This window comes from Pseudomonas sp. 1912-s, assembly GCF_029269205.1.
In the GTDB taxonomy this organism is placed as follows: Bacteria; Pseudomonadota; Gammaproteobacteria; order Pseudomonadales; family Pseudomonadaceae; genus Aquipseudomonas.
On the sequence record NZ_JARIXR010000001.1, the window covers coordinates 534,547 to 550,922 of the forward strand.

21 protein-coding genes are annotated in these 16,376 nt (G+C 60.5%); 9 read left to right on the top strand and 12 right to left on the bottom strand.

Going from position 1 to position 16,376, the window contains the following annotated elements; all coding sequences use genetic code 11:
- Positions 1-42: 42 nt before the first annotated feature.
- The 6 genes from P3C29_RS02505 to P3C29_RS02530 all read right to left on the bottom strand — a co-directional run bounded on the left by P3C29_RS02505 (position 43) and on the right by P3C29_RS02530 (position 4,363).
- The gene (locus P3C29_RS02505; protein ID WP_201122778.1) at positions 43-588 is read right to left on the bottom strand and encodes a DUF4410 domain-containing protein; all 546 of its coding nucleotides are present in this window, start codon (positions 586-588) and stop codon (positions 43-45) included.
- 94 nt (positions 589-682) lie between these two features.
- Positions 683-2,083 carry a heavy metal sensor histidine kinase gene (locus tag P3C29_RS02510; RefSeq protein WP_010175673.1) on the bottom strand — a complete coding sequence of 467 codons (1,401 nt, stop codon included), beginning with the start codon at positions 2,081-2,083 and terminating at the stop codon, positions 683-685.
- On the bottom strand, positions 2,080-2,751 hold the full coding sequence (locus P3C29_RS02515; protein ID WP_010175671.1) for a heavy metal response regulator transcription factor: 672 nt from the start codon (positions 2,749-2,751) through the stop codon (positions 2,080-2,082). Before P3C29_RS02515 ends, P3C29_RS02510 begins: the two co-directional genes overlap by 4 nt.
- Positions 2,752-2,802: 51 nt before the next feature.
- Positions 2,803-3,060 (bottom strand): DUF2790 domain-containing protein, encoded by a 258-nt coding sequence (locus P3C29_RS02520; protein ID WP_275963842.1) that lies wholly within the window; start codon positions 3,058-3,060, stop codon positions 2,803-2,805.
- A 111-nt stretch (positions 3,061-3,171) separates the two neighbouring features.
- Positions 3,172-3,942 (bottom strand): alpha/beta hydrolase, encoded by a 771-nt coding sequence (locus tag P3C29_RS02525; RefSeq protein ID WP_010175667.1) that lies wholly within the window; start codon positions 3,940-3,942, stop codon positions 3,172-3,174.
- 169 nt (positions 3,943-4,111) lie between these two features.
- Complete coding sequence (locus tag P3C29_RS02530) at positions 4,112-4,363, bottom strand: hypothetical protein (protein ID WP_010175664.1); 252 nt, start codon at positions 4,361-4,363, stop codon at positions 4,112-4,114.
- Between the two features lie 244 nt (positions 4,364-4,607).
- Here P3C29_RS02530 and P3C29_RS02535 point away from each other — a divergent pair, with 244 nt between their 5' ends.
- Complete coding sequence (locus tag P3C29_RS02535; protein ID WP_275963843.1) at positions 4,608-5,282, top strand: HAD-IA family hydrolase; 675 nt, start codon at positions 4,608-4,610, stop codon at positions 5,280-5,282.
- 16 nt (positions 5,283-5,298) lie between these two features.
- Here the strand turns inward: P3C29_RS02535 and P3C29_RS02540 are convergent, their stop codons facing one another.
- Together P3C29_RS02540 and P3C29_RS02545 are read right to left on the bottom strand one after the other, a co-directional pair.
- The gene (locus P3C29_RS02540) at positions 5,299-5,613 is read right to left on the bottom strand and encodes a hypothetical protein (protein WP_275963844.1); all 315 of its coding nucleotides are present in this window, start codon (positions 5,611-5,613) and stop codon (positions 5,299-5,301) included.
- Positions 5,614-5,729: 116 nt separating this feature from the next.
- Positions 5,730-5,987 carry a hypothetical protein gene (locus tag P3C29_RS02545; protein ID WP_275963845.1) on the bottom strand — a complete coding sequence of 86 codons (258 nt, stop codon included), beginning with the start codon at positions 5,985-5,987 and terminating at the stop codon, positions 5,730-5,732.
- A 170-nt stretch (positions 5,988-6,157) separates the two neighbouring features.
- Here P3C29_RS02545 and P3C29_RS02550 point away from each other — a divergent pair, with 170 nt between their 5' ends.
- Positions 6,158-6,616 (top strand): DUF2214 family protein, encoded by a 459-nt coding sequence (locus P3C29_RS02550; RefSeq protein WP_201122790.1) that lies wholly within the window; start codon positions 6,158-6,160, stop codon positions 6,614-6,616.
- 119 nt (positions 6,617-6,735) lie between these two features.
- On the opposite strand, the gene csrA is transcribed toward P3C29_RS02550, so the two are convergent.
- Positions 6,736-6,930, bottom strand: a complete 195-nt coding sequence (gene csrA / locus P3C29_RS02555; RefSeq protein WP_003192511.1) for a carbon storage regulator CsrA — start codon at positions 6,928-6,930, stop codon at positions 6,736-6,738.
- A 247-nt stretch (positions 6,931-7,177) separates the two neighbouring features.
- On the opposite strand from csrA, the gene P3C29_RS02560 reads away from it, so the two are divergent.
- Positions 7,178-7,570 (top strand): hypothetical protein, encoded by a 393-nt coding sequence (locus P3C29_RS02560; RefSeq protein WP_010175653.1) that lies wholly within the window; start codon positions 7,178-7,180, stop codon positions 7,568-7,570.
- Positions 7,571-7,612: 42 nt separating this feature from the next.
- On the opposite strand, the gene P3C29_RS02565 is transcribed toward P3C29_RS02560, so the two are convergent.
- The 3 genes from P3C29_RS02565 to P3C29_RS02575 form a co-directional block, all read right to left on the bottom strand.
- On the bottom strand, positions 7,613-8,302 hold the full coding sequence (locus P3C29_RS02565) for an endonuclease I family protein (RefSeq protein ID WP_201122792.1): 690 nt from the start codon (positions 8,300-8,302) through the stop codon (positions 7,613-7,615).
- A gap of 4 nt (positions 8,303-8,306) precedes the next feature.
- On the bottom strand, positions 8,307-8,558 hold the full coding sequence (locus P3C29_RS02570; protein ID WP_010175649.1) for a DUF1654 domain-containing protein: 252 nt from the start codon (positions 8,556-8,558) through the stop codon (positions 8,307-8,309).
- Between the two features lie 229 nt (positions 8,559-8,787).
- Positions 8,788-9,876 (bottom strand): asparaginase, encoded by a 1,089-nt coding sequence (locus P3C29_RS02575; protein WP_010175648.1) that lies wholly within the window; start codon positions 9,874-9,876, stop codon positions 8,788-8,790.
- 568 nt (positions 9,877-10,444) lie between these two features.
- Here P3C29_RS02575 and P3C29_RS02580 point away from each other — a divergent pair.
- From P3C29_RS02580 to rbsD, 6 genes are read left to right on the top strand one after another with little or no spacing between them, the layout of a single operon-like run.
- On the top strand, positions 10,445-11,404 hold the full coding sequence (locus P3C29_RS02580; protein WP_201122794.1) for a sugar ABC transporter substrate-binding protein: 960 nt from the start codon (positions 10,445-10,447) through the stop codon (positions 11,402-11,404).
- Positions 11,405-11,462: 58 nt separating this feature from the next.
- Positions 11,463-13,016 (top strand): sugar ABC transporter ATP-binding protein, encoded by a 1,554-nt coding sequence (locus P3C29_RS02585; RefSeq protein ID WP_275963846.1) that lies wholly within the window; start codon positions 11,463-11,465, stop codon positions 13,014-13,016.
- Positions 13,013-13,990 (top strand): ABC transporter permease, encoded by a 978-nt coding sequence (locus P3C29_RS02590; RefSeq protein ID WP_003219960.1) that lies wholly within the window; start codon positions 13,013-13,015, stop codon positions 13,988-13,990. The genes P3C29_RS02585 and P3C29_RS02590 overlap by 4 nt, the downstream gene beginning before the upstream one ends.
- 3 nt (positions 13,991-13,993) lie before the next feature.
- Positions 13,994-15,016, top strand: coding sequence for a LacI family DNA-binding transcriptional regulator (locus P3C29_RS02595; protein ID WP_275963847.1), 1,023 nt, complete (start codon positions 13,994-13,996; stop codon positions 15,014-15,016).
- A 23-nt stretch (positions 15,017-15,039) separates the two neighbouring features.
- Positions 15,040-15,957: a ribokinase gene (gene rbsK, locus P3C29_RS02600; protein ID WP_201122798.1), complete on the top strand. Its 918-nt coding sequence runs from the start codon at positions 15,040-15,042 to the stop codon at positions 15,955-15,957.
- On the top strand, positions 15,954-16,358 hold the full coding sequence (gene rbsD / locus P3C29_RS02605) for a D-ribose pyranase (RefSeq protein WP_010175637.1): 405 nt from the start codon (positions 15,954-15,956) through the stop codon (positions 16,356-16,358). The genes rbsK and rbsD overlap by 4 nt, the downstream gene beginning before the upstream one ends.
- The last annotated feature ends 18 nt before the right edge of the window (positions 16,359-16,376 follow it).

The window sequence follows — 16,376 nt, forward strand, 5'->3', positions numbered from 1 at the left end:
TCGGCACCCGCAGCGCTGACGACAGGGATACCCGCCAGGGGGTTACTGCGCCTTGGCGTTCTTGATATCCGCGATTACTTGTTTGGCAATCGCCTGGACCTGCTTCTGGGTCATGGCCGACGCCACGCCTTCCCAGGCCGACGACTCGGTTTCATAGGTGCGCGCGCCCAGCGGTGCGCCGGATTTCAAGTCGGAAAAATCGGCTTTCGAGAAGACCCAGGCGTTGCCCACCAGCGCACCGGCGGCGTAGCGGGTGCCCGCGGTCAGGTAGCGGAACTTGCTGACGTTGATGGTGATGCCCACGCCGTCGGCACTGCCGGTGTTGATGGTTGGCGTTTCCTTGAGGCTATAACCGGCCTGCTGCGCTTCGGTTTGCAGGGCCGCGCCCCATTGTTGCTTGAGCAGTGGCCAGTCCTGGTTTTGCTCGACCGTGGTGTTGCCTTTAAAGCTCACCACCAGGTTTTGTTTGGCCGATTCCGGAATGGCCAGCGCGTCTGTACCGCCGCTCTTTACCTTGGCTGCGCAACCACCCAGCATCGAAAGGGCGACAGCAAAAGACAGGGCATACAAGGCCTTGGAGGTTTTCATTGAATTTCCGTATCCACAGATTAAGAGAGAGGGGAAGCCACCGCATCGGATGGGGGCGCTACGATGCTTGAACACCCCGCTCCATAGCAAGCAGCTATGCCTCCCGCCCCGGAAAAAACAGCTCAAAGCACGTTATGCCGTCTTCACTGCTCACGCTGTATCGGCCGTTATGCAGCTGCATGATGGTCGCGACAATCGACAACCCCAATCCATTGGAATGGGCCGAGCGCTCCCGGGACTCATCCACGCGATAAAACCGCTCGAACAATCGGGGCAAGTGCTCGGCCGGGATGGTCGTACCGTGATTGGTCACGGTCAGGCTGATGCCCTCGGCGCTGGGCGTGGCCTGGATCAATAGTTCAGAACCTGGCGCGCCGTATTTGATGGCGTTGGCACACAGGTTGGCCAGGGCGCGGCGCAGCAGCATCGGTTCGGCCCAGATCACACCGGCACCCTGGGGGAGGATGCTGATGTCGACATCGCCCGCCAGCCCTTCGAAGTAGTCGGCCATGCGTTCCACTTCGTCGGCCGCGTCCAGTTCCTGGCGTTGGCGCAGGGCGCTGGCAGGGTCGGTGCGGGCCAGGAACAGCATGTTGTCGAGCATGCGCGCCAGGCGTTCGAGTTCTTCGACGTTGGAGGCCAGCAGTTGCTGGTAGGCCTCGACGCTGCGGTGTTGCTGCAACGCCACCTGGGTTTCCCCCAGCAAATTGTTGATCGGCGTGCGCAGTTCGTGGGCCATGTCGGTGGAGACCTGGCCCAATTGCACAAAGCCCTTCGCCAGGCGTTCGAGCATGGTGTTGAACGAATCAATCATCGGCAGCAGCTCTTTCGGCGCGCCGTGGCTGTCGAGGCGTGCGGCGAGGTTGCCGACGCCAATGCCCTGGGCGTGCACCGCCAGGCGCCGTAATGGCAGCAAGCCGCGATGCACCATCAGGTAGCCGACCACCGCCAGTACCAACGCCGCGATGCTGGCGAGGATATACACACTCAGCCGATAGCTGGCGAGCACGGCGGTGCGCTCGGTCATCAGTCGCCCGGTGGTGACTTGCAGGCTGCCCAGGTCGCCCGAGTCGATGGTGGCGGCCAGGGTGGAGAAGGGCACGCCATTGACGCCCGGCAAGTGCTGCACGTCGGCGAATTCCAGGGTGTGGTCCCTGGGCACCGGTGCAACGTCGGGCATGTCGATATTGCCGGGGTTCACTTCCAGCAACGGCTTCTGCCCGGGCGCGGCGATGCTCAGCACGGATTCGCGGTTGCCCAGCATGTTCTGGAACAGCTCCGGCTTGGTCTTGATCAGGTCCAGGGTGTTGCTGTCGTTCAGCAGGTTGCGCAGTTGGTCGACGCGGTAGATCAGCGCGGCGTCGTCCCGGTGGATCAGTTCGCGCTCAAGCTCGCGGTACAGCGCCACGCCGAGGGTGGCCAGCAGGGCAAACGCCAGCAAGGCGAAGATCAGCGCCAGGCGCAGGGTCAGGGAGTAATGCCGGGGCTTGCTCATGGTTGGGTATCGAAGCGGTAGCCGATGCCGCGCACGCTGTGGATCAGCTTGAGCTGGAACGGGTCGTCGATTTTCAGGCGCAGGCGGCGCACGGCCACGTCGACCACGTTGGTGTCGCTGTCGAAGTTCATGTCCCATACCCGCGAGGCGATCAGCGAGCGCGACAGCACCTGGTCCTGGTGGGTGGCAAACAGGTGCAACAGGGCGAACTCCTTGTTGGTCAGGGTGATGCGTACGCCGCCGCGGGTGACGCGGCGTTTGAGCACGTCGATCTGCAGGTCGGCGATCTGCAGTTGTTCTTCTTCCCGGCTTGGCCCGCGCCGGGTCAGGGTGCGCAGGCGCGCCACCAGTTCGGCGAAGGAAAACGGCTTGATCAGGTAATCATCGGCGCCCAGTTCCAGACCCTTGATGCGGTCGGCAATGTCGTCCCGGGCGGTGAGGAACAGCACGGGTGTATCGGCTTCCTTGCGCAGGCGACGCAACACTTCCCAGCCGTCCATCTTCGGCATCATCACGTCCAGCACGATCACGTCGAACGGGGTTTCGAGGGCCAGGTGCAAACCGTCCACGCCGTCGCGGGCGAGGCTCACGGAGTAGCCCAGTTCCTGCAGGCCGTTAAGCAGGTAGTTGCCCGCCTTGGGCTCGTCTTCGACTACGAGGATATTCATGGGGTTTGCCCTGGTGATGTGCAGGTCTTTGGTGGCGCAAGTGTAGCCCGATCAATTGTCATTGGGGCAGCCGATGCCTTGTACCTGGTAGTCCAGCACGTGTTCGCGGCCCTGGCTGTCCAGGTAGTCGAGGCGGGCGGGGACGATGCCGCACTGGCCGTAGGTGTCAGTGCTGGACAGCACCTTGGCCACGTCCATGTGCATGAAGAAGCCGGGTTTGTCGTGGATCACCGAGGTAGCTGCGGTGGTGTCGGCAAAGGCCGAACCGGTGGCGAGGAGGGCAGCAAAGCCGAGGATAAACAGTTTCATGGCGGTATCTCTCTTTAAGGGTTGGCTGCCGGTCTTCGGCAGTGAGTTCACAGTAACCAGGCGACACAAACAGCCAACCAACAGGATGATGACAAGGTTGTAATGAAGGGCTTAAGGCTGGCGGCCGGAGGCTTCGAGGATCAGGTCGGTGATTTCCTTGGCGTGGGAAACCAACGACAAGTGGCTCGACGGCACCTCGATGGTGGTGGCGTTCATGCGCTTGGCCAGGAAGCGCTCCAGGTCCGGGTTGATGGTCTGGTCGTTGCTGGACACCGCATACCAGGACGGCTTGGTGTGCCACGCGGCGTTGACGGTGCGGCCGCTGAACAGGGTCTTGGCGATCGGTTGTTGTACGGCGTACAGCTCCATGGCCTTGGCGCGGGGCACGTCGGCGGCGAAGTACTTGAGGAAGGCATCCTGGTTCAGGGTCAGGTAACCGTCATGTTCCACCACACCGGCGCGCACGGGGGTGGTCGGGTACTTGGCGGACAGCGCGACGAAGTCTTCGTTGGCGTCCGGGGCGCGGGCGGCGACGTACACCAGGGAGCTGACCTTCGGATTGACCCCGGCGTCGCTGACCACGGTACCGGCGTAGGAATGACCCACCAGCACGGTAGGGCCGTCCTGTTGATCGAGTACGCGGTTGGTGGCGGCGACGTCATCTGCCACCGAGGTCAGCGGGTTTTGCACGGCGGTGACATGCAAACCGGCGGCCTGCAGGCGGGTGATCACTTCGGACCAGCTGGAACCGTCAGCCCAGGAACCGTGTACCAGGACCACGTTGTTGGCTTTCACCGGTGCAATCGGGCCGGCCACGGCGGCGCCGGTGCCCAGCATCAACAGGCTGGCGGCGATCAGGCAGAGTTTGCTTGCAGGTTTCATGGGGCGGGCTCGCTTCATTGTCAGTGGGAAGTTGAGTCACCCGCTGTGGGTGACTGACGACTTCACTGTATGAAGTGAGGGTGCTGGCAACACTGACAGCTTAATGACAAGTTTGTAATGCAATGGGCAGCCTGGAGGCTGCCCGGATTCAATGGGGGGCAGTGATGCATTACACCGTGCGGGCTTCTCGTACGCGTTCAGCGCCACCTTCCGCCAGGCCGAGTTCATGCAGGCGATCAGCACCGCCTTCAGCGACCCGGTTTTGTTGCAGGCGATCTGCGCCGCCCTCGACGAGCAGGTGTGACGGTTGGCTCTTGACCACGGCGGCATGAGGGTTGGCTGACGCCACGGATGCCAGCCCGAGCCCTGCGACTACAGCCAGGCCGAATACCAGGGACGACGCTTTCGAGAAATTGAACATGGTGGTGCTCCTGCGAGTGAGTCAGCCGGATTGGCTGGTGGCTGTAGTTAATCGCCGGGGTGTATCCGCCATGTGTGCCCGTGCGGGGTGAAATGCGGGTTCGCGTATCCGGGGAGGGTTTCCATACAGTCCGATACAAAACCACGGGAAGGTTTACAGCGTTTGGGCTGATCCGTAGATTGCACCAGGCACGTGATTCGTCAGCACCCAAGACCGGGTGACGAAAGCAAGAGGAAGCCGAGCAGTGTCCACCCGCGATTCAGCTGTATTCGCCAACCGTTACCGCGCCTTCCTGTTCGATATGGACGGCACACTCTTGAACTCCATTGCCGCCGCCGAGCGCGTCTGGGCCACCTGGGCTGAACGCCATGGGCTGGATGTCGCGGCGTTCCTGAAGACCATCCATGGCGCCCGGGCCATCGATACCATCACCCGCCAGGCGTTGCCCGGTGTGGATGCACAGGCTGAGGCGCAGTGGATTACCGAGGCTGAACTCGACGATGTGGAAGGGGTGGTGGCCATTGCCGGCGCGGTGGCGTTTCTCAACACGCTGCCCGGCGACCAGTGGGCGCTGGTCACCTCTGCGCCCAAGGCGCTGGCCCTGCGTCGCATGCAGGCCGCCGGCATCAACCCGCCGGCGGTGTTGGTAACGGCGGAGGATGTCGCCAGCGGCAAGCCGGATCCGGCGTGTTATGTGCTCGGTGCGCAACGGCTGGGCGTGCCGGTACAGGACTGCCTGGTGTTTGAAGATGCCAGCGTCGGGATTCGCGCCGGTGAGGCGGCGGGTGCCGATGTGATGGTGGTGACGTCGACGCACCTGGCGCCCATGGTCACAGAGCACCCGTCGATTGCCGGGTACGAGCATCTGCAGGTTCGGCGGGATGAAGCCGGGCTGCTGCACCTGCAGCGCCTGCCGTGAAAAAAAGCCGATCCGGTTAAGCGGATCGGCCTTCTTTGTAAGCGGAGGATTCAGCAGGGGGATTGTCATCAGCCAGTGTCTGGAGGCGGGTGCCCTTGATCCCCTGCCGAGACAACACCATTTCCTTGAGAATTTCGCTGGCGAGTTTGGCGATCGCTTCCGGCCCTCGATGGTGCGCCCGGACGATGCCGGTTATCGCAAAGTGATCAGCTTCAGGGCCGCTGAGGATCGCGGAGAGCGTGCCGTCGGCATGCAGGGTGCAGACGATTTTGTAGCTCGGCAGGCGCGCTGCCAGTGCCGCTTCGATTTCGGTTTTACTCAGAGTGTCCATCCGCGCTACAACCTTTCACTGACCGTGCATGCCCTAGCATAGGTTGTGGTGCGCGGCTGTAAATACCGGCGATCTGATAGCGGTTCAACGGGGCTTCAACAGTGTCCTGCCTGGGGTCAGGAGGACGCTTTCCGGCGTTCGCGGCGAGGAGCACGCCTGCACAGTTTTCGATGAATGGTGGCCTGGATCGGCTTGAGACAAAAGAAAAACAAGTACGCACCCAGGAGCAGCGCAAGGTCCAGCTTGGAGTGGGCTTTGCCGGTGCCTTCGAACTCAAAGCGCAAGCCATACTCCAGCCCCGCAAAGGCCAGGCCGATCAACGCGGCGATCATCCAGGACCGGGATAAGTACGGCTGTTTGCCAGGTCGTCTCATCAACGTGCTCCTGAGCGCGTCGCAGACTGTAGCGGGGCTGTAACAGGATTCGGCCCTCGAATATTCGACAAGTTCCTGCTGTGCGCGAGTTGTTTCATGCACAGAAGGCAGCCTGCGGCTATTACTGAGAAGTGTTCCTGCCATGTCTTAAACAAAAAGGAGTACGCCTTATGTTCGTTCAGTGGTTCCTCGCTGCAACCCATTTACTGGCATTCGCCCTGGCATTGTCGGCAGTGCTTGCCCGGGGCAAGGCCTTGCGCAGTGTTTCGGATATTGACCCCTCAACCCTGCGCGGGGTGTTGATCGCGGACAACATCTGGGGAATCAGCGCTCTGGTGTTGCTGGTAACCGGTGGCCTGCGGGCCTTTGGCGGCTACGAAAAGGGCAGTGATTATTACCTGCACCAGCCGTTGTTTCACGTGAAGATGACGCTGCTGGTATTAATTTTGTTATTGGAACTCGCGCCGATGATCCGCTTTATCAAATGGCGTATCGGCTTGGTTCGGGGCACGCGTCTGGATCTGCACCAGGCCGGTCTTTTTGCACGCATCAGCCACCTGCAGGCGCTGCTGGTTGTGCTGATGATGATTGCGGCGACGGGTATGGCGCGCGGCGTCGGCCTGGGGTGACGCTAGCCTGGCGCTGGGATAAGGGAATAGGGCGCGCTGGCCGCGGAAAGCCGCGAGCAGGCCAAAGAGGTTTTCGCCAGCCGTTACAGTGAACGAAAGGGCTGGCTACTGGAGGCGCTTCAAGGTGTCTGGTTTTTATCCGGAGCCGTCAGGCCCGCCTGGATACGTTGGTAGATCTCCTCGCGATGCACGGCAACGTCCTTTGGAGCATTGATGCCGATTCTTACTTGCTGGCCGCTAACGCCCAGAATGGTGATCGTAATGTCATCACCGATGTTTATGCTTTCACCGACTTTGCGGGTGAGTATCAGCATGGACTTCTCCTTGATTGCTTTGAAAGGCACATGTTCAGACAGGGCAGATGTCGGATGTGTGTAGCTTACTGCGAAGCGCTTCCCTGTGGCTGCCTCTTTTAGGACGCATAGAGGCAGCATTAATTCCCATGACGCCATCATACAGGTCTGCGATACATCATTCGCATTGTTTAAGCCAACGTTTATGACGGCCAGAATAGACAGTGAATGATAAAGTCGCCTCTTTGATCCTCTAAGGAGCAGGGTAGTGCGTAAAGTAGCGATGGCAATTGCGGTGTTGGCATTGGCCGGTTGCGGTGAAGGCAAAAACGTCGATGCTCCCAAGGCCAGGCCCGCCGTTGCCGAGGCCCCCGCTCAGGGCCAACCTGCGGTCGGTGCGATCGCCTCCCAGGAGTGGGATGTATGGGTGGGACCGCCGGATCACAAGCTCCAGGCGATGACTGACCTGACCGCGTGGTTGCTCGAGCACGGTTTCAGTTTCTATCTGGTGAAGGAAGACGGTAAGGACCAGGTACTGCTGGGGCCTTTCAGCACCAAGGCCGAGGCTGAAGCGAAGCAGGCGCAGTTGACCCAGAAGCTGGTCACCGCGAAGAAAAATGACACGGTATCCGAGGTCATCGAACACAAGGTTGCACAGTAAGATACCGGCCAGCGGGAGGCAGTAGCACTCCCGCTTTTTTATTCAGCCGCAGGCTTTCAAGTTCACCGGGCCGACAAACTCATTGCCGCGGCCCATCACGCACGCCACGGTTTGATTACGCTGGCGCTCCCAGGGTTGTACCGGGTAAGTCTTGTTCCAGGCTTCGTAGAGTTGGCGATCCTGTTTTGACAGGCGCAAGCCATACTGCTTGCTCATATAGAAGTACGTGCGGGCGATCATCCCGCGAATGGACGGGCGGGGCATGACCTTCTTGGCCTTGAAGTCCACCTGGGTCAGGCACGAGCCATATTGCCCGCTCTGCACCGGCAGCCAGCCAAAACTGAAGTTATTACGGTCGCCATTGACCTCACCGATGCTCGGCACCAGGTTATGCAGGTCCGCCTCGGCGCGCTTGTATACCGCGTCCTTGCGGGTGCAATTCTTGCGCCCGCCGTCCTGCCAGCACTGGCGCTGATGGCCGATCTGCCAGGCAGGAACAATGTGCTCCCACTCGATACGCGCTGCCCGGTTGGCGTTCTTGCGCGGGATATAGCCGCAGGCTTTCAGGTCCACCCGGTTACCGGTGTATTTGCAGCCGCAGTAAAATTCCGTGGATTGCGGCTCGTATAGCTTCCAGGCGATTTTCTTGGCTTCACTGAAGGTTCTGGGGGCTTGCGCGTGAGCGGTAACAGCAAAAAACACAAACAAAACACTGATAAAACGGACACTCATTGACTCAATCTTCCTTCGGCACAACCCAGAAAATCTGCACGCCACCGTCATCGCGATAGGCGAGGGTGACGTTATCGTTTTCTGCAATTTCCTCCAGTAGTCGTGCCCACTCGTCTTCCGGTTCCTCCGGCAGACGAAAAATCAACGCCGCCTTGTTTTTTTGAGCGTTGGTGGAATTGATGATTTTCTGCACGCGAACGGCCAGGCGTTGGTAGGCGTCGGGAGCTGTGGGTGCTGCGGAAGAGGGCTTTGCCACGGAGCATTCCTTATTGGGCTGTACGTGCATACAGTATTTAACTGTGGGCAATTTCGCAACTGCTTAAAATTCAAGAAGTTCTTCTGACAGTGATTTTGCTGGTTTGGTGTAGGAGGGCTTTGTTTTTCAAGGACTTTTTGCGCGGGGGGTAAAGCGGGGGAGGCTGGACCCGCTCGCGGTGAGCCACGAGCGGGATGGCCTAACCGTTACCGGTCAGGCCTGGGAGCGATCAATATTCCCAGAACATCCGTTGCAGCTCTTTGCTGTCCTGGGTCTTGGTCAGTGCGACCATTGCCAGGATGCGGGCTTTCTGCGGGTTCAGGTCGTGAGCAACCACCCAGTCGTATTTGTCGTCTGGTTGTTCGGCGTTACGCAGAACGAAACCGCCGGCATTCACGTGGGAAGAACGAATGATCTGCACGCCTTGCTTGCGCAGTTCCTGCAGGGCTGGCACCACCTTGGAAGACACCGAACCATTGCCGGTACCCGCGTGGATGATGGCTTTCGCGCCGGCCTGTGCCAGGGCTTTGTAGGCGGTGTCGCTTACGTTGCCGTAGGAGTAGGCGATTTCGACGTCCGGCAGACTTTTGATGGTCTTGATGTCGAATTCCGAGTTCATGGTGTGGCGCTTGGCTGGCAGCCGGAACCAGTAGGATTTGCCTTCAACCACCATGCCCAGCGGGCCCCACGGGCTCTTGAACGCTTCAGTCTTGATGTTGATCATCTTGCTGACATCGCGACCCGACTGGATCTCGTCATTCATGGTCACCAGTACGCCTTTGCCGCGAGCGTCTTTGCTGCCGGCTACGGCAACGGCGTTGTACAGGTTGAGCATGCCGTCAGCCGACATGGCGGTGCCTGGGCGCATCGAGCCGACCACGACGATTGGCTTGTCGGTCTTTTCCACCAGGTTGAGGAAGTAGGCGGTCTCTTCCAGGGTGTCGGTGCCGTGGGTGATCACGATGCCATCGACGTCCTTGCTGTCGGCCAGCTCCGCAACGCGGCGACCCAGTTGCAGCAGGTTTTCGTTGGTGATGCTTTCGGAGGCAATTTGCAACACTTGCTCGCCGCGAACATTAGCGATCTGGCTAAGCTCAGGAACGCCGGCAATCAGTTGTTCGATGCCGACTTTGGCGGCCTGGTAGGTCGCACTGTTGGCCGCGCTGGCGCCAGCGCCGGCGATGGTGCCACCGGTGGCGAGGATCACCACGTTGGACAGTTTTTGCTTGGTTTCAGCTTCTTTTGCCTGAGCGGCAACAGGGAACAACAGCAGGAGGGCTAACGCGCCCGGGACGAAAGTTTTCAACGCAGATTTCATTATTCTTCTCTCTAGTTTTTGATGAGTGCTGATGCAGGTTCATCTAGAAACACCCGGGCGGTTCTGAACGCCACGAGGTGCTGAGTAAGAGCAGGATTTGTACCAGCGGTATTTTGTTATTCAATAGAATTTAACTTATTGATTTATATCTATTTATATTTGATTTTCAGGTGTGGGTTTCCGCTTCGTGTCCGGCTTTCCGAACAAAGCGGCGGGTTGGTGTTCGGTTGTCCGAAAGGGATGACGGAAAAGTGATGGAGTAATACGTGGCAGGCACACCGCGACCCGTCGTTTCAGAGAACGATCAATTGGCGTCGATGTTTAATGAGGGCCGCCAATGGCCGCGAGGGCAGGGGGTAGAGCGGATTCATGAAAAGGCTGTTTTCTCCCGTTGACAAATCTCGACAAGCTTCTCATAGTTTGATCTAACGCAAACGTTTGCGAGATGTTTCACGGGGTGCTCCTTGAGTGTCGTGAAAGCTCGTATCAGTCGCCCGGGTGGGATGGCTGCCGAAGCGTTCTTCGGTGCAAGCGTTGCTCACAATAATCATAAGATCGGAGTGAACCCATGAAGCTGCCATTCGCTGGACGTCTTCTTGCTGTCGCTGTGCTTGCTGCCGCATCCGCTGCCCTGCCTCTTTCCTCTGCATTTGCCGCCGAGACCGCCGCCAAACCCAAGGTCGGCCTGGTCATGAAATCCCTCGCCAACGAATTCTTCGTCACCATGCAAGACGGTGCCAAGGAATACCAGAAGGCCCACGCCGCCGATTTCGACATGATCACCAACGGGATCAAGAACGAAACCGATACCGCTGCGCAGATCGATATCGTCAACCAGATGATCCTGTCCAAAGTTGACGCCATCGTCATTGCTCCGGCTGATTCGAAAGCCTTGGTCACCGTGCTGAAGAAGGCCTCGGACAAAGGCATCAAGATCGTCAACATCGACAACCGCCTCGACGTCGATGTGCTGAAAAGCAAATCCCTGAATATCCCGTTCGTAGGCCCGGACAACCGCAAGGGCGCACGCCTGGTGGGCGAAGAACTGGCCAAGCACCTCACCAAGGGTGATCAGGTTGGCATCATCGAAGGTGTGTCTACCACCACCAACGCCCAGCAGCGTACCGCTGGCTTCAAAGACGCGATGGACGCCGCCGGCATGAAGATCGTCTCCACCCAGTCCGGCGAGTGGGAAATCGACAAGGGCAACGCGATTGCCGCTGCGATGCTCCAGGCAAACCCGAACATCAAGGCGCTGCTGGCCGGTAACGACAACATGGCACTGGGTGCAGTCTCCGCTGTGCGTGGCGCTGGCAAGGCGGGCAAGGTGCTCGTGGTCGGCTACGACAACATCGAAGCGATCAAGCCGATGCTTCAGGATGGCCGTGTCCTGGCCACCGCCGACCAGGCCGCTGCCCAGCAAGCCGTTTTCGGTATCCAGAATGCTCTGAAGCTGGTCAAGGGTGAAAAAGTCGATGCCGTGGATGGCATGATCGAAACCCCGGTCGAACTCATCCTCAAGAAGTAATTCCCGGCAGCACAAAACAGCGTCCGCTCACCCTGAGCGGACGCCTGGAGACGTTCCTATGTCATCTTCCGCACCGAACGCTGTCCTCTCGGTCAGCGGTATCGGCAAGACCTATGCCCAACCGGTTCTGTCCGACATCACCCTGACGCTCAATCGTGGGGAAGTGTTGGCGCTTACCGGTGAGAATGGCGCGGGGAAAAGCACCCTGTCGAAGATCATCGGCGGGCTGGTCACACCGACCGACGGCCACATGCAGTTCAATGGCCAGGCCTACACGCCGGGCAGCCGGACCCAGGCAGAAGAGCAGGGCATCCGCATGGTCATGCAGGAGCTCAACCTGCTGCCGACCCTGACTGTCGCCGAAAACCTGTTCCTTGATAACCTGCCCAGCCACGGTGGCTGGATCAGCCGCAAGCAACTGCGCAAGGCTGCCATTGAAGCCATGGCCCAGGTTGGCCTGGACGCCATCGACCCGGACACGCTGGTCGGCAGCCTCGGCATCGGCCACCAACAGATGGTCGAGATTGCCCGCAACCTGATTGGCGATTGCCATGTATTGATCCTCGACGAACCCACGGCGATGTTGACTGCCCGTGAGGTCGAGATGCTGTTTGAGCAAATCACCCGCCTGCAGGCCCGGGGCGTGGCGATCATCTATATTTCCCACCGGCTCGAAGAACTCGCCCGTGTCGCCCAGCGCATTGCGGTATTGCGGGACGGCAAGCTGGTGTGTGTCGAGCCGATGGCCAACTACAACAGTGAGCAACTGGTCACGCTGATGGTGGGTCGCGAGCTGGGCGAGAAAATCGACCTGGGCCCCCGCACCATCGGTGCGCCGCTGTTGACCGTAAAAGGCCTGACCCGCTCGGACAAGGTCCGCGATGTCTCGTTTGAAGTGCGTGCCGGCGAAATCTACGGCATCTCCGGCCTGATCGGTGCCGGTCGCACAGAATTGCTGCGCCTGATCTTCGGTGCCGACCTGGCCGACAGCGGCACCGTGGCCCTGGGCACACCTGCGCAAGTCGTCAGCATTCGCTCGCCCGCCGACGCGGTGGGTCATGGCATCGCCCTGATCACCGAGGACCGTAAAGGTGAAGGCCTGCTGTTGACCCAATCCATCGGCGCCAATATCGCCTTGGGCAACATGCCGAAGGTGTCCAGCGCCGGCCTGGTGAACAGTCGTGACGAAACGGCCCTGGCCAAGCGCCAGGTCGACGCCATGCGCATCCGTAGCTCCAGCCCGGCGCAGTTGGTGTCCGAGCTGTCGGGCGGTAACCAGCAGAAGGTGGTGATTGGCCGCTGGCTGGAGCGCGACTGCGCGGTGATGCTGTTCGATGAGCCGACCCGGGGCATCGACGTCGGCGCCAAATTCGATATTTATGCCTTGCTCGGCGACCTGACCCGCCAGGGCAAGGCGCTGGTGGTGGTGTCCAGCGACCTGCGTGAGTTGATGCTGATCTGCGACCGTATCGGCGTGCTTTCCGCCGGGCGCCTGATCGAGACCTTCGAGCGCGAGAGCTGGACCCAGGACGAATTGCTTGCCGCTGCTTTTGCCGGCTATCAGAAACGTGATGCGTTGCTCAACGATGCAGCGCCTAGGAATACCCCATGAAAACCACTTCCTCCCCCGCAAAACGTGGCGGCAACTTCTACGGCCTGGGTACTTACCTGGGCCTGGCCGGCGCGTTGCTGGCGATGATTGCGCTGTTCTCGTTCCTGAGCGACCACTTCCTCTCGTACGACACCTTCAGCACCCTGGCCAACCAGATTCCTGACCTGATGGTGTTGGCGGTCGGCATGACCTTCGTGCTGATCATCGGCGGCATCGACCTGTCGGTGGGCTCGGTGCTGGCCCTCGCTGCATCAGCTGTCAGCGTGGCGATTCTCGGCTGGGGCTGGAGTGTGTTGCCGGCCGCCGTGCTGGGCATGGGCTGCGCCGCGCTGGCCGGTACCATTACCGGTTCGATCACCGTGGCCTGGCGCATCCCGTCGTTCATCGTGTCCCTCGGCGTGCTGGAAATGGCCCGGGGTGTGGCCTACCAGATGACCGGCTCGCGCACCGCCTATATCGGTGATTCGTTTGCCTGGCTGTCCAACCCGGTGGCCTTCGGTATTTCGCCCTCGTTCATCATCGCGTTGCTGGTGATCATCGCCGCGCAGCTTGTGCTGACGCGTACCGTGTTCGGTCGCTACCTGATCGGCATCGGTACCAACGAAGAGGCCGTGCGTCTGGCGGGGATCAATCCAAAGCCCTACAAGATTTTGGTGTTCAGCCTGATGGGCCTGTTGGCCGGCGTGGCGGCACTGTTCCAGATTTCGCGCCTGGAAGCGGCAGATCCCAACGCCGGTTCCGGCCTGGAGCTGCAAGTGATCGCTGCCGTTGTCATCGGCGGCACCAGCCTGATGGGCGGGCGTGGCTCGGTCATCAGCACGTTCTTCGGCGTACTGATTATCTCGGTATTGGCGGCAGGGCTGGCGCAGATTGGCGCCACCGAACCGACCAAACGTATCATCACCGGTGCCGTGATCGTGATCGCGGTCGTGCTGGATACGTACCGCAGCCAGCGCGCCAGTCGGCGAGCCTGAACCATGGCAACGATCAAGGACGTGGCCGCGCTGGCGGGGATCTCCTACACCACGGTGTCCCATGTGGTGAACAAGACGCGCCCGGTCAGCGAGCCTGTACGAATCAAGGTCGAGGCGGCCATCAAGCAGCTCGACTATGTGCCCAGTGCGGTCGCACGGTCACTGAAGGCCAAGACCACCGCGACCATCGGCCTGTTGGTGCCCAACAGCCTCAACCCGTACTTTGCGGAGCTGGCCCGGGGCATCGAGGATTATTGCGAGCGTAACGGCTATTGCGTGATCCTCTGCAACTCCGATGACAATGCCGAAAAGCAGCGCAGCTACCTGCGGGTGCTGCTGGAAAAGCGCATCGACGGTTTGATCGTGACCTCGGTGGGCGGCGATGACAGCGGCCTGGCAACGGGCCTGAAAGCGGTGCGTACCCCCATGGTCATCGTCGACCGTGCACTGGACGGAATCGATGTCGACCTGGTGCGCATCGACCACGAACAGGGCGCTTACCTGGCGACCCGGCACTTGCTTGATCTGGGCCACCGCGACATTGCCTGCATTGGCGGCCCGAGCCACACCCGCGTGGCGCAGATGCGTACGGCGGGTTACTACCGAGCCCTGGCCGAAGCCGGGGTTGAGGTGTCGGCCGGGCGGGTACTGGAAAGTGATTTCACCAGCACCGGTGGCTATGCGGCTGCAGCGCAATTGCTGGCGGATAATCCCCCCAGCGCGATTTTTGCCGGCAACGACATGATCGGCTTCGGCGTGTTACGCGCGGCTGCCGAGCGCAATATCCGCGTGCCCGGCGAGTTGTCGGTGATCGGCTTTGACGATATCCAGATGAGCCAGTACGTGTACCCGGCGCTGACCACGGTGGGCCAGTCGATCCTGCAACTGGGAGAGATGGCGGCCGAGCTTTTACTGCGACGAATTGCGACACCCCAATTGCCGATCGATCAACGCATCGTGACGCCGAGTATTGTTCTGCGCGAGTCGACGGCGCCGTTGGCCGGTGTATTTGCCCAATACCGCTGAACCGAATTGATGAGTACTGATGTATGCCAGCAAAAGTAGTGGTAATAGGCAGCCTGAACATGGACCTGGTCACCCGGGCCAGCCGGCTGCCCCGCGCCGGTGAAACCCTGATCGGCCAATCATTTTCCACCGTCCCGGGCGGCAAGGGCGCGAACCAGGCGGTCGCTTCGGCGCGTCTTGGGGCCGAGGTCGCGATGGTCGGCTGTGTAGGCACCGATGCCTATGGCGTGCAATTGCGCGACGCGTTGGTGGTGGAAGGTATCGATTGCCAGTCCGTCAGCACCGTCGACGGTTCCAGCGGCGTGGCGCTGATCGTGGTGGATGACAGCAGCCAGAATGCGATCGTGATCGTCGCCGGCAGCAATGGCGAATTGACCCCGGCCAAATTACAGACATTTGACAGTGTGCTGCAGGCTGCCGACGTCATCGTCTGTCAGCTTGAGACACCGATGGACACCGTCGGCCATGCCCTCAAGCGCGGCCGCGAACTGGGCAAGACGGTGATCCTCAACCCGGCACCCGCCAGCGGTCCGTTGCCTGAGGACTGGTACGCCGCCATCGATTACCTGATTCCCAACGAAAGCGAAGCCTCGGCCTTGAGTGGTGTGGTGGTCGACTCACTGGACAGCGCCAAGGTCGCCGCCACGCGCCTGATCAAGGCCGGTGCCGGTAAAGTGATCATTACCCTCGGCTCCGAGGGCGCGTTGTTCGCCGATGGCCAAGGCTTTGAGCACCTGGTGGCGCCCAAGGTCAAGGCGGTCGATACCACGGCTGCCGGTGACACCTTCGTCGGTGGTTTTGCGGCGGCGCTGGCCAACGGCAAAAGCGAGGCCGAGGCCATTCGTTTTGGCCAGGTGGCGGCGGCGTTGTCCGTGACCCGTGCCGGTGCGCAACCCTCCATTCCTACATTGCATGACGTCCAAGGTTTTGTGCCCTCATGAAAAAGACTCCCTTGCTCAATATCGCGCTGTCGCGGGTGATTGCATCCCTTGGTCATGGCGACATTCTGGTGATCGGCGATGCCGGCCTGCCGGTGCCGCCGGGCGTCGAGTTGATCGACCTGGCGCTGACCAAAGGCATCCCGGATTTCGTCAGCACCCTGCGCATCGTGCTCAGCGAAATGCAGGTGGAAAGTCACGTGCTCGCTGAGGAAATCCTGCTCAAGCAACCGCCGGCCCTGACTGACCTCAATGCCCTGACCGAACAGGCTGCCCTCGGTGAGCGCCGCCTGGTCAGTCATGAAGAGTTCAAGCAGCTCAGCCGCAAAGCGAGGGCGGTGGTGCGCACGGGCGAGTGCCAGCCTTACTGCAATATCGCGCTGGTTTCCGGCGTAACGTTCTAGAATTTCCCAACGACAAGG